This window comes from Micromonospora sp. NPDC048930, assembly GCF_043197935.1.
In the GTDB taxonomy this organism is placed as follows: Bacteria; Actinomycetota; Actinomycetes; order Mycobacteriales; family Micromonosporaceae; genus Micromonospora.
This window is the reverse complement of the sequence record NZ_JBICUB010000036.1, coordinates 1-12,944: the sequence shown is the minus strand read 5'-3', so window position 1 is coordinate 12,944 and position 12,944 is coordinate 1. Positions and strand designations below refer to the sequence as shown.

General features: G+C 70.4%; 9 protein-coding genes. 6 read left to right on the top strand and 3 right to left on the bottom strand.

Annotated features, from left to right (window positions below):
- On the top strand, positions 1 to 426 hold a 426-nt coding region (locus ACGFI9_RS37620), incomplete at its 5' end, for a ferritin-like domain-containing protein (RefSeq protein ID WP_393185938.1).
- A gap of 981 nt (positions 427 to 1,407) precedes the next feature.
- Here ACGFI9_RS37620 and ACGFI9_RS37615 read toward each other — a convergent pair.
- Positions 1,408 to 3,447 (bottom strand): recombinase family protein, encoded by a 2,040-nt coding sequence (locus ACGFI9_RS37615; protein ID WP_393185936.1) that lies wholly within the window; start codon positions 3,445 to 3,447, stop codon positions 1,408 to 1,410.
- Positions 3,444 to 3,827, bottom strand: coding sequence for a DUF5372 family protein (locus ACGFI9_RS37610; protein WP_158309487.1), 384 nt, complete (start codon positions 3,825 to 3,827; stop codon positions 3,444 to 3,446). Before ACGFI9_RS37610 ends, ACGFI9_RS37615 begins: the two co-directional genes overlap by 4 nt.
- A gap of 2 nt (positions 3,828 to 3,829) precedes the next feature.
- Between ACGFI9_RS37610 and ACGFI9_RS37605 the strand changes: the two genes are divergently transcribed.
- From ACGFI9_RS37605 to ACGFI9_RS37590, 4 genes are all read left to right on the top strand, one after another.
- Positions 3,830 to 4,798 carry a PrgI family protein gene (locus ACGFI9_RS37605; protein WP_393185934.1) on the top strand — a complete coding sequence of 323 codons (969 nt, stop codon included), beginning with the start codon at positions 3,830 to 3,832 and terminating at the stop codon, positions 4,796 to 4,798.
- Positions 4,795 to 6,585 (top strand): VirB4 family type IV secretion system protein, encoded by a 1,791-nt coding sequence (locus ACGFI9_RS37600; protein WP_393185932.1) that lies wholly within the window; start codon positions 4,795 to 4,797, stop codon positions 6,583 to 6,585. Before ACGFI9_RS37605 ends, ACGFI9_RS37600 begins: the two co-directional genes overlap by 4 nt.
- Positions 6,582 to 9,110: a helicase HerA domain-containing protein gene (locus ACGFI9_RS37595; RefSeq protein WP_393185930.1), complete on the top strand. Its 2,529-nt coding sequence runs from the start codon at positions 6,582 to 6,584 to the stop codon at positions 9,108 to 9,110. Before ACGFI9_RS37600 ends, ACGFI9_RS37595 begins: the two co-directional genes overlap by 4 nt.
- 244 nt (positions 9,111 to 9,354) lie before the next feature.
- Positions 9,355 to 10,296, top strand: a complete 942-nt coding sequence (locus ACGFI9_RS37590) for a replication-relaxation family protein (protein WP_393185928.1) — start codon at positions 9,355 to 9,357, stop codon at positions 10,294 to 10,296.
- 95 nt (positions 10,297 to 10,391) lie between these two features.
- On the opposite strand, the gene ACGFI9_RS37585 is transcribed toward ACGFI9_RS37590, so the two are convergent.
- Positions 10,392 to 11,162 (bottom strand): DUF6338 family protein, encoded by a 771-nt coding sequence (locus tag ACGFI9_RS37585; RefSeq protein WP_393185926.1) that lies wholly within the window; start codon positions 11,160 to 11,162, stop codon positions 10,392 to 10,394.
- A gap of 966 nt (positions 11,163 to 12,128) precedes the next feature.
- On the opposite strand from ACGFI9_RS37585, the gene ACGFI9_RS37580 reads away from it, so the two are divergent.
- Complete coding sequence (locus ACGFI9_RS37580; protein ID WP_393185924.1) at positions 12,129 to 12,938, top strand: hypothetical protein; 810 nt, start codon at positions 12,129 to 12,131, stop codon at positions 12,936 to 12,938.
- The last annotated feature ends 6 nt before the right edge of the window (positions 12,939 to 12,944 follow it).

Below are 12,944 nucleotides of genomic sequence, written 5' to 3'. Positions count from 1 at the left end.
TCCATTCTCGGTCTCCTGATCGGCACCCGCATCCAGGACAGCACGCTCAAACGCATCATCGAGGACATGGCCGACGCCAGCGAGCGCCACTCCGATCGGATCGACGCCTGCCTGCGCCACCTCGGCACCGCACCCCTGCAGACCCGATCCGCGCCCATCCGCGGAGTCCAGGACGATTTCCAAGTCTTCCTCCGCACCCCCCACAACGACGCCGTCCGTGACCTGTTCGCTCTCAACGCCGCTCAACGCATCACCAAGCTCGCCATCGCCGGCTACGAACACCTCACCGACTGGGCCACCGCCATCGCCGCCGTGACCTGCATCCAGTGCCTCCTCAAGAACCTCATCGAAAAGACGGAAACCTCACAACAGCTGAGAAAGCTCAACCAAACCCTCAGCGAACAACTCCTCGCCACCACCACGTGAACCGTCCACGACCGACCGTGACGCCGACGGATGCGTCAAGCGCACCTTGAACGGCATGCCAACCTGCCCCGCGTCTCTCTTCGCCCGCCAGCGAACATGGAAAGGGCGGTGCTATCCGCGTCGGCCGACCCGTGTTCGGCGTGACATCCGGCGGTTCAAGGGGTGGTGCCATCGATGAGTGGGTCCGCTTCGTCGCGTGGAGCCACCTGATAGGGCAGAACAGTGTCGACGCCGAGTGCCCGTCCGTAGTAGCGGTAGCGGACCAGCACCGCGCGCGGAGATGCGTCAAGAACTACTCCGGGCTGCCATGCATTGCGGTATACCCATACCGGCTGTCCAGGACAGTAGGCGCCAGCGTGGGCAATCTCGGTAGAGGAGCCTTCGGGAGGCGCAGTCGGCGCGGCCATCACGCCCAGCGTTGTCGACGAAGGCCGTACCGGGTATCGGTGACCCGTCGATTTGCGAGTGGGCCGGACGGTGCGTCCAGTCCGCCGGATGGTGGAGGGTGGTCCGGTCCGGTGCCTGCGCAACCGCCCCCACCGGCCGGCCGAGCAGGTCGCGCCGACGGGATGTGCTGACGTGCGCGGCGTCGCATCCGACCCCCGCGGGGGTGTTCGAGGCGCGAAGGATCTCTGGAACTCCAGTCCCAGGTAGACCAGCTCGGCCAGACTTTAGATGATTGAGTCCGAAGTTCGGGCTGGTCAATGGTCGTACGCGATACCCTTCGCCGCGTCCGAGTCAAGCCCACGCTGCCGTACAGACTTCGGACTCAATCATCTAGTGGCGTCCGATGCGGGTCGTCGACGGCTGCCCGATGGTGAGCAGAACGGCAGAGTACGTACGAGGAACGCGATCTCGTAGGCCAGGGTCGAGCCGCAGGGGCCTGCGTGAGCAGCCGTACGGCGATGGCGTCGGCCATTGGGTCGAGATGTTCCAGGCCGCGACGAGCCTGGGCGTGACACACCCGGCCCCGCGCACGAGCTAGCTGCCGGCATCGCCGGTGGCGGCCACGGGCGGGTTCGGCTTGAGCCGGAACGAGCCCGCGACCTTCTGCCGGTAGACCTCCTGCGTCGCGGGGTCCCAGGGGATGCACCAGCGACCCGCGCGGCTGTGGGCGGGGACCTGCCCGTGGCGCAGCCAGTTGTAGATCGCGTCGGCGGGGATGCCCAGCAGCTGGGCGGCCTGCTTGACGCTGATCTCCCCGTCCCGCACGGCCATCGTCCGCGACGTGAAGATCTTGTAGATGCCGCGCACCCCCGCGACGTGGCGAGGGGTGAAGCGCAGGTTCTTGCCGGTCCGCAGGCCGGCGTCGTTGAGCATCTTGGCGATCTGCACGTTGCTGTGGGTGGCACCATGCTCGCGGATGATCTCCAGTGCCTCGGGCGGAGTGCGGCCGGGCCCGCGCCGTTGCACGACGAGCTCGTCGGTGGCGCCGGTGTGCCAGCGCACGCCGATCCGAACGATGTCGGAATCCTGCTCTAGCAGGAGCGTGACGTCGGCGATCAGCGTGCGCAGCAGGCGCTTGCGGTCACGTGGACTGGTGGTCGGCGCATCCCACAGCCGGGGCAGATCGGCGGCCAGGGCGCGCAGCGCGTCGTGGTCCGGCACCGGCGGTTTGACCGCGCGGGCGGTCGCCAGCGCGGCCTCCGCCTCGGCGAGAGCGGCGAGTTTGGCCTCCCACCGCGACTCCAATGTCCGCGCCACCAAACGGTTTTCCGGCTCGACCTGGCCGAAGGCGCGTTCGGCACGGTCGGCCTCGTAGCGGGCCCGTTCCACGGCCAGTTCAGCGGCCCTGTGGGTGCGCACCTGCCGGTCGGCGACCTCATCCGCGGCGGCTAACCCGACCTGGATCTGTTGCGGGGTCACGGTTTTCAGCAGCAACGCGGCGACCGCGTCGTCGACGGTGTCGGCGGTGACGGTCCGGCAGCCGGCGGTGGACTCGGCACACAGGTAGGTCACCTTGCTGTCCTTGCGGCTGTAGCGGGTCCCGACCCGGCCTCCGCAGGTGCCACACAGGATGATGCCCTGACACAGGGCGGTGCCTTCCCGCACCGGCCGGGCCCCGCGCCCGGTGTTGTTCGCCGCGAGCTTGGCCTCCGTGGCCAGGAACTCCGTCCAGGTCACATACCCCTCGTGGTGATCCTGAATCAGGACCGCCCAGTCTTCTCGTGCCCGGCGTCGGCGGGTGGAGCGCACCGTGCCGTCGGGCAGCACCCGGCGTACTTCGCGGGTCTTGCCGAAGGTGTAGACGCCGGCATAGGTCGGGTTCTTCAGCGCCTGCGCTACCCGGGCGTGGGTGAGCTTGCCCCACTTGATCGTCCCCGCCCACGCTCCGGCCCAGGCCCGCTGCGGGAACAACCTCCCCGTTTCGTGGAACGCGCGGACAGTCTTCAATGCCGAGCCCGTCCGCTGGAACTCCGCGAACAGGTCCTCCACGGCGCGGCGGACCTGCTCGTCGGGATCCTTGACGATCCGGCCGTCCTCGTCGTAGACGTACCCGACCGGCAACGGATGGCGCAGCTCTCCACGGTGCGCCGCGGCCACCTTCGCCCCGTGCAACCGACCGAGCAGGAAGTGCAGCTCGATCTCCGACATCTGGCCCTTGAGGCCCAGCAGAATCCGGTCGTTGACGCATGCCAGGTCGTACACGCCGTCGGTGTCGATCAGCAGCGTGTCGGTCAGCCGCGCCAGCTCCATCAACCTCGTCAGGTCGGCGTTCGAGCGGCCCAGCCTGGACACCTCCAGGCCGAACACCGCGCCGACCTCCCCCATGCACAACCGGGCCACGATCTCCCGGTAGCCCTCCCGCTCGGACCCGAACCGCCCGGACACGCCCAGGTCGGCGTCGACGATGACGATCTGCTCGGCCAGCCACCCGAGCTCGGCGGCGGTCGACGCCAGCGCGTACTGGCGCTGCGTCGACTCGGTGTTCTGCCGCACCTGCGCCGACGTCGACTGCCGCACATAGACGATCGCCAGCCGCGACAGATGAGAGGCGGTGATCTTCGAGGTCGGGTTCATCGCCGGCTCCGTGCAGCAGCGACTCGACCATGTTCGCCACGACCATCACGGCCTGGCGAACGTCCCACCCGCTCAACAGTCCCCCTTCCCGGCCCACTTGGTCTGCCATCACACCCATCACTGTCAGGAGCCTGTTCATGGGAATCCGTCACCACCGACGCTGGATCGATCTTGTCGATCAGCGCCCGCGCCGCCGACAAACCCTCCACCGCCAGCCGATCCGACGACGCCGGCACACCACGGTCGGTCCAGTCCTGCGCCACCGTGATGCGCCGCCTCCCCTCGACCTCACACACGAAGAACAGACCATGCCGCCTGCGCTGCGTAAACAGCACAACCAGGCTCTGCCCCCTCAACGGATGGAAAGGATGAGTGATCACCAATGAGTCCGAAACCCGACGCAACTGACGGGCTGTATAGGGCACGGGTTCCCGCCGACGTCGACGCCCCCGACAAGGTCCTCTACGGGCTCACGTTCCGGCAGCTGGCGATTCTCGCCGTCGCCGCCCTCGCGTTCTACGGCGCGTGGCGCGTGCTGCACCAGATGGTGCCGGTGCTCGTCGGCGCCGCCGTGGTGCTCGGCGGCCTAGTCTTCGGGATCGTTGTGGGCCGCCGTGACGGGCTGCCGCTGGACGTGTGGCTGCTCGCCGCCATCCGCCACGCGCGGGCGCCCCGCGCGCTGTCGACCACGGACACGACATCGACAACCCCGGACTGGGTGCAGGCCCCGAAGAGCCGGGTGATGCTGCCGGCGCCGTTGAAGCTGCCCGCCGACGCGATCGACGACGGCGGACAGATCCGCCTGGGCGGGGCGCGGGCGGCGATGATCGCCGCGTCGAACGTCAACCTCGCCCTGCGCACCCCAGATGAGCAGACGGCCCTGGTCGAGGTGTTCGGCCGCTGGCTCAACAGCCTGTCCACCCCGACGCAGATCGTCGTGTCGGCGCAGCCGGTGGACCTGCACTCCGCCGCCCGCGGCCTCGCCCAGACAGCCGAGAAGCTGCCGCACCCCGCCCTGGCGGACGCCGCGGCCGACCACGCCCGCTTCCTCGACGACCTCGCGGCCCGACGGGACCCGTTGCGCCGGCAGGTCCTCATCGTCACCCGCACCAGCCCTGGCGAGCGCGGGGAACACGCGGCCCGGCGGCGCGCCGAGAACGCGGTGCGCGCCCTGTCCGGCCTCGGGGTGACCACCCGCGCCTTGGACGGGCCGGCGGTGACCGCCGCGATCGCCGCCGCCGCCGACCCCTACCGGCCGCCCCGGCCCGGCGGCCTCGCGGCCCCCGACACCGTCATCACCTCCCCCGCGCCCCACCGGCGTGGCCGATCCCAAAGGAGCGAACAGGCATGAAGCTGCGCAACCGATCCCAGGCGGGCGAACACAACCGCCAGGCGCAGGGGCTGGCGGCCACCGTCGCCCCCGCCTCCGTGGAGGTCACGCCCCGGTTCCTGCGGGTCGGCGACGGCTACGCCGCCACCCTGGTGGTGACCGGCTACCCGGCCGAGGTCGGCCCCGCCTGGCTCGAACCGCTGCTCAGTTGGCCGGGCCGCCTCGACCTCGCCCTGCACATCGACCCGCTGCCCGCGCCGATCGCCGCAGCCCGGCTGCGCAACCAGCGCGCCCGCTTCGAATCCTCCCGCCGCACCGACGCCGAACGGGGCAAGCTCACCGACCCGATCGTGGAGGCGGCGGCCGACGACGCCGCGGACCTCGCGGCCCGGCTCGCCCGCGGCGCGGCGAAGCTGTTCCGCGTCGGCCTCTACCTGACCGTGCACGCCCGCACCGAGGACGAACTCCTCGAGGCGTGCGCCCAGGTGAAGGCCGCCGCCGCGTCCACGCTGATCGAGGTACAGCCCGCCACCTGGCGGCACCTGGCCGGCTGGACCACCACCCTGCCCCTGGCGTCCGACAGCCTGCAGATGCGCCGCACCATGGACACCGCCGCCCTCGCCGCCGCGTTTCCGCTCGCCTCGGCGGACCTGCCGGCTCCGCTGCCCGGCGACCCGCCGGCAGAGGGCGGGGTGCTCTACGGGGTGAACCCGGATTCGCAGGGCATCGTGTGGTGGGACCGCTGGGCACAGGAAAACCACAACTCGGTCGTCCTCGCGCGCTCCGGCGCCGGCAAGTCGTACTTCGTGAAGCTGGAAATCCTGCGCAACCTCTACCAGCGGGTACAGGTCGCGGTCATCGACCCCGAAGACGAGTACCTCAGGTTGGCCGACGCGGTCGGCGGGACCGTGGTGCGCCTCGGCGCCGCCGGGGTGAAGGTCAATCCCCTGGACCTGCCCGCAGGCGACACCCGACCCGACGTCCTCACCCGCCGAGGCCTGTTCCTGCACACCCTCATCGCGGTGCTGCTCGGCCAGCAGCCGCCCCCGGCGGAACGAGCCGCGCTGGACCGGGCGATCCTCACCATCTACCGCCAGGCCGGCATCACCGCCGACCCGGCCACCCACCACCGGCCCGCCCCGCTGCTGCGCGACCTCGAAGCCTGCCTGCACGCCGACGACGACCCGGCCGCGCGGCAGCTCGCCGCGCGACTCGTCCCATGGGTGCACGGCTCGTTCTCACACCTTTTCGACGGGCCGACCACCACCCGCCCCGACGGGCACCTGGTCGTGTGGTCGCTGCGGCACCTGCCCGACGAGCTGCGCGGCGTCGGCACCCTCCTCGCCCTCGACGCGATCTGGCGGCAAGTCGACGCCCCCGCCGGGGCGGCGACACGGCGACTGGTGGTGGTCGACGAGGCGTGGCTGCTGATGCGCGACGGCGAAGGCGCCCGGTTCCTGTTCCGCATGTCCAAGGCCGCCCGCAAACGCCACGCCGGCCTGGCCGTGATCACCCAGGACGTCGCCGACGTCCTGGGCAGCGACCTCGGCCAGGCCGTCGTCGCCAACGCCGCCACCCAAATCCTGCTCAAGCAGGCCCCGCAGGCCATCGACGCGATCGGCGACGCGTTCGGTCTCACCGCCGGGGAACGGCGGCTGCTGCTCGCGGCCCGCATCGGAACCGGCCTGTTGATCTCCGGCAGCAACCGGACCAGCTTCGAGGCCGTCGCCTCTGCCGCCGAACACCAACTCTGCACCACCCGCCCGAGCGACGTCGCCGACCTCGACGACGAAGGAGACGACCTGTGAGCAAGCCGCCCACTATCTATCTTGCCCCGCCCAGCCCGCCTGGGCCGGGCAGCGACGTGATTCCGCCGCCGACCGCACCCACCCGATGGGTGCTCGACGCCGCCGCCTGGGCGGCGCACCGGCCGTGGCTGCTCGCCGTCGCCGCGGCCGTGCTGGTCGCCTACGTCGCCGGACGCAACATTCTCGCGCTGTGGCGCCACCGCCACCACGCCGACGGCGCCCGCCTCGTCACGATCGCCCCGCCACCCGAGGTCGACCCCCACAGCGCCGCGGCGCTGTGGGCCAACCTCGCCGGCACCCTCACCCCCTCCCGCCGACGTCGGCTGCTGTACGGCAGCCCGCACGTCGCCTGGGAGTACACCTGGAGCGGGCGGCGGCTGCTCATCAGCGTGTGGGTGCCTGGCACCGTCCCGCCCGGCGCCGTGGAGGCCGCCGTCCGCGCCGCCTGGCCAGGCGCCGCCTGCACCACCGACGACGCCCCCGGCCCGCCCATCCCCCTCGACACGGTGGCGGTGGGAGGACATCTGCTGCCCACCGCCGCCGAATGGCTGCCCTTCGCGACCGACCACGACACCGACCCGCTGCGCGCCCTCATGTCCGCCGGATCCGGGCTGCGCGCCGACGAGCACGCCAGCGTGCAGATCCTCGCCCGCCCCGCCACGGCCCGCCGCGCGCTGCGGGCGCGACGCGCCGCCACCCGGCTGCGTGACGGCAAGACCGCGACACCCGTCATCAACCCGGCCGCGCCGCTGCTGTGGCTCATCGAGGCGTTCCTACCCGGCCGCCCCGCCCCAGCGAACGGCCGGCCCGGGCGGGCGGGCCGACGCGACCCCAGCGTGGAACGCGACGTGCGGGCCATCCTCGACAAGACCTCCCACCCGCTGTGGGAGACCGCCGTGCGCTACGCCGTGGCCAAGGACCTCGGACGCGCCAACACCGACCAGCGTCCCCGACTGCGGGGCATCGCCGACACCATCGCCTCGGCGTTCGCCGTGTACTCCGGCCGTAACCGGCTCACCCATCGAGCCCGCATGCCGCAGCCCGCCATCGTGCTCGCGCTGCGGCGTCTCGGCGCCGGGTTCCTCACCTCCGGCCCGGAGTTGGCCGCGCTCGCCGCGCTGCCTCAAGACCTGGCCGTCCCCGGCCTGGACCGGGCCCGCGCCAAGTCCATGCCCGCGCCGGTCGCCGTGCCCACCGGCGGGCGCGGCGAGAAGGTCCTCGGCACCGCGCAGGTCGGCGGCCACAAGGTCGCCCTGTCGGTGCCGGATGCGAGGTATCACACCCACGTGATCGGATCGACCGGCAGCGGCAAGACGACCCTGCTGGTCAACATGGCCGTCGACGACATCACCGCCGGACGTGGCACCGTCGTCATCGACCCCCACGGCGACCTGGTCCTAGACATCCTCGACCGGCTCCCCGAAGAGGCCAAGGATCGGGTGGTGCTGTTCGACCCCGACCAGCCCAACCCGCCGACAATCAACCCCCTCGCCGGAGACGACCCCGACCTCGTGGTCGACAACCTCGTGTCGATCTTCGGCACCATCTTCGCCAAGGCGTGGGGACCCCGCATGGACGACGTCATGCGGGTGGCCTGCCTGACACTGCTGCGACACGCCAACGTCACCCTGCAGCACATCCCACCGCTGCTCAACAACAAGCAGGTCCGCGCCGAGATGACCGTCGACCTCGACGACCCGGCCGGACTGCGCGGCTTCTGGCAGTGGTACGACGAGCTCAACCCCGCCCTGCGCTCCCAGGTCATCGGTCCCGTCCTGGCCCGGCTGCGCGCGTTCCTGCTACGCGACTTCGTCAACCGCACGATGAAGTTCCCCCAGCCGAGCTTCGACATGGCCGAGATCCTCGACGGCGGGGCACTGCTGGTCCGCATCCCGAAAGGACAACTGGGGGAGGACACCAGCAAGCTGCTGGGCTCGATGATCCTCGCGCAGGTGTGGCAGGCCGCCACCGCCCGCGCCCGCATCGCCCCCGACCAACGCCGCGACGCCACCTTGATCATCGACGAGGCGCAGAACTTCCTGACGCTGGCCAACAGCCTGGACACGATGCTCGCCGAGGCCCGCAAGTACCGGCTGTCGATGGTCCTGTCCCACCAGGACCTCGCCCAGTTCCCGAAAGAACTCCTCGCCGCCGCCTCGGCGAACGCCCGCAACAAGATCTACTTCTCGTGCGCCCCCGAGGACGCGCGTGTCCTGGCCCGCCACACCCTGCCGGAACTCGACGAGCACGACCTGACCCACCTCGACGCCTACACCGCCGCGGCCCGCCTCGTCGTCGACGGGCAACAAACCCCGGCGTTCACCATGCGTACCCGCCCACCGAAACCGATCGCCGGATACGCCACCACCATCCGTCAGAGCGCCGAGAAGAGAGTCCACGCGCAGGAGCCCAGCGCGCTCGACGCCCGGATCGACATGCTGTCCCGACCCAAAACCGGCAAAGAGCGGGGCGCGGCCGACAGCGGCGACACCGACCCAGCACCGGGCACCACTCGCCCCGCCTGAGCCCCGTGCACGGCGGCGCACTGTGACTCACCGCCGCCAACAGGTGGGGGTTCGGTGGGGTCTTCGCTGGCGTCTTCACCGCCGCTTCACCAGCTCCATCCACCGTCGCGGCTGGCACGGCCGCCCGATGCGGCTGTCAGTGCAGCACACCGCCGGCGACCGGCTCCGGTCAATGGCGCTGACAGTTCCAGACTCCCTCCTGAATGGAGGGAGTTTCCCTTCTACTCCCCCTGAGGAGATGTCCATGTCCGGCCACACTCCTACTCCCGTACCTGACCCGTCCGACGACCCGCCAACCACCGACTCGGGCCCGTCCACACCCCGCCAGCGTCCGCCCAGCAAGAAAGAACTGCTGCGCTACCTGCGGCAGCTGACCCTGCGCGACCACCAGCTCCTCGACTGGCTCGCCGAGCACTACCTGCTGTCCACCGACCAGATCGCCACCGCGCTGTTCCCGTCGAAGCGTTCCGCGTGGCTGCGCCTGGCCGTGCTGCACCGCATCGGAGCCGTGCACCGATTCAGCGACATCAGAGCCGGCACCAGCCAGCGCCTCTACACCCTCGGCCCGCTCGGCCTCGTCGTGCACCCCCACCCCTACACCGACCCCGCACGGGCGGACGCGCGCCCGACGCGCACCAGCGTCGAACGCGCCCACCGCATCATCGGCAGCGGCCGGCTGCGGCACCTGCTCGGCACCAACCAGCTCTTCATCGACCTGCACGCCTACACCCGCACCGACCCCAGCGCCCGGCTGGTGCGCTGGTGGTCCGAGCAGCACACCACCGCCGCCTACACGCTGGCCGGTATCCGCCCCGACGGCCACGGCATCTGGCACGCCGCCGGCCGCGCCGTCGGTTTCTTCCTCGAACACGACAACGGCACCGAACCCCTGCGCACGGTGCTGCGTAAGTTGCGCGCCTACGAACGCCTCGCCGAGCACGGACCTCGGTACCCCGTCCTGCTGCGCGTGCCGAACCACCGCCGGGAGGCGAACCTGCTCGACGTCCTCGCCGGCGTGCCCACCGCGATGCCCGTGGCCACCGGCCTGCACCACGAACACCCCGCCGGGCCCGCCTGGACCCTCGCCGCAGACGCCGACTCCCGCCGGTGGCTGCACGAACTCCCCAGCGACCACGGCCCCGACACCGCCACCAACCCCCACCGCTACACCAAACCCGACAACTGACGGCCAGTGTGGCTGAGCATGATGGATGGCGAGATAGGCGATCCGGCGAGTGGACTCGCGCAAGTGTTGGTCGCTGGTGCCGGCAAGGCGGAATGTCAGATGGCACCGGCGACAGCATCCTGGGTAGTCGGCGGGGACGCCCTGTCTGCCGACTTGCCGGTCTCCTCTTCGGCCTCCTTCATCAGGTACTTCACATCGAGACGGCGAATGTCGCGGCCGGCGATCACGACCATATCGACCTTCAAGTCGTGCAGCTGGCCGTCCGCGGTTTGGTAGCGCAGAGGTTCCTTGAGGACCAGCTCGCGCTTGTCGTAGTCCAGGCCGCCAGCGGTCCAGGACACCAGGGTGCCTTGGATGTAGGTCCCATCGTCCTGCAGGATGCCCACGCTAGTTTTCGCGGTGTCCTTCGGCCTGCGGTCTTCGAAGACTCGCCACCACCCGCTGATCTCGACGATGTCAGCGCTGCTGGCGGCGGTCAGCAGGTTGAGGGGCCGATGAGTGCCGAGCCACTGAGAGGCTCGGATGATCCGGGGATCGGCCATCACCCAGGCAAGCAGCGTAGCCGCAGCGAGCAGCCCGAACGCCCACCAGGCCAACTGCACGTGATGCTCACGAGCGAACGGGCCCGGTGCCCGGACCAGCCCCCGTACGTCGAGGGTGTGTTCCGGAGCGAGAACGCGCAACAGTGCCGCCAGCAGACCGACTGCGGTCATGCTGGCGACGCTAACGAAGATGACTTGCAACGCTTCCCGGAACGCTGTGCGTTGACCGGTCGGCACAGCCCTCTCCCGCCGCAGAACGTAGGCGAGGCCTGGAGCGATCAGGATCAGCAGCAGCACCACACCTACTGGCGTGGACGGGATCACCGAGTCAGTCCTTCTGCTGCTTCGCTCCGGAGGGCGGTGGCGGCGGTGGCGGCGGGGTGCTCGTCGTCAGCGTCGGCATGGCAGCGCCGCCCGGGTCAAGCTTTTGGCTGCGTTCCGACTCATAAGTGCGCTGCGCTGATGTGCGAGCACCATTCTCGTTGCTTTCTGGCATCCAAGCTCCCTGGTTGGTCCGGGCTGGCGGTCCTAGCCCGGCTCGACGCCAACAATTCTGGCTCAGGGATCCGACACTCCCACCTTAGAGGACCACATTCATCGATGGTCACGATGACGACGTGGGCGCCAATACCGCCCAAAGCAGCAACTACCAGCTAAGACGTCGCATCAACCAGCTACGGCTCGTAGCGTTGGGCTGCCTGGCTACTGCTGGCCATCTCGTGTAATCGATCCCCGATGGCCGTCTTTTGCTCTCGTCTTGGCCACCTATCAAGCTCAGTCACAGTCAGCCCCGCTGGCTCGCTCACAGCCGCTCGCACCGCAGGCCGCCGCCCCTCCCAGTGTCGTAACAGCGTGACAGGTGAGGGGCGCGGCCCGTCGGAGCGCCTGTGAGCGGGCCAGCCCACTCACAGCCACTCACAGCCGCTCACACAAATCCCGCCCGACACCGGCAGTTGATCTCTCACAGTGCAGGTCAACCGCCCTGCGGCGGGGCGAACGCGGCCCCAGCCCGCTGTGAGTGCCCAGGGCTACCGTTCACGGCAACACCACACCTCATATATCGCTCCACCCCGGTTCGGTCCCACCTGAGGGATCCTCGCCGCACCAACCCGGCGCGCCACGCCCACCCGCTCACGCCGGTCGGCACGCGCACCGCGCGGCGACCCCGACGGTCGCACCAACCACCCGCACCACCTGCCTTCCCATCCGCTCTGAGCCGACCCATGAACCCGGTGGGCCGGCCAAACGCGCGTGCCCGCGCGAACCCCTACCCGAAGGAGGACTCGCCGTATGTCCACTCCCAACGGCACCCCGCTGACCCGTCACGGCAACCGGGTGCTCATCCCCTCGGCGAAGCCGGCCCGCGCCCGGACCGCCTCCGCCGCCGCGCCGCCAAAGTCGGCCGCCGCTGTCACCCCGACCGCGACGGTCGCCCCGGCTCCCGTGGCCATCCCGCAGGCAGTCGTCCGCACCATGACCGTCTGCGTCACCGACGAACTGGCAACGGTGCTCGACAGCACCCGCAACCTCGAACGCCACCTCGGCGTGACGGGCGCCAGCTGCCCGCGGTACTGGGCCATCCCGGCCCTGCGCCTGTGGCAGCGTGGCCATCTCATCGACCTGCGCCCGGCCAAGACCGGTCCCCGGCAGTGCGCGGGTGGGCCCATCCGCCTGCTCGACCTGGCCGGCATGCGCCACGGCGCCTACGTCGGCGCGAGCGTGCGGCACCAGCACTGGACCCATGTCGTCGCGGGAACGAGGCCGGCCATCCCGTGGCCGACCTTCCTGCAACGGCACCTGTCCGACCCGTCGGGATACCCGATGGACACCGCCACCGGCGAGTTCCACCGGCAGCCGCGCGTGCAGGCCATGCGCATGCACAACGCCGCCACCCACGCACCCGGTCAGCTCGACCTGGGTGACCTGGAGATGTTCCAGGCCGGCGCCGCCGCCTACGCCAACTACCACGCCCTCTGGGCGCTGTGCACCGACGCCTTCCTCACCGAGACCGGCTGTCGGCGTACGAGTTCGTGGGTCCAGGTAGGTACGAATGAACGGGACCAGGTCAGGCGACGTTGGCTTGGCCGTCGATGGCGGTGAGGCGGT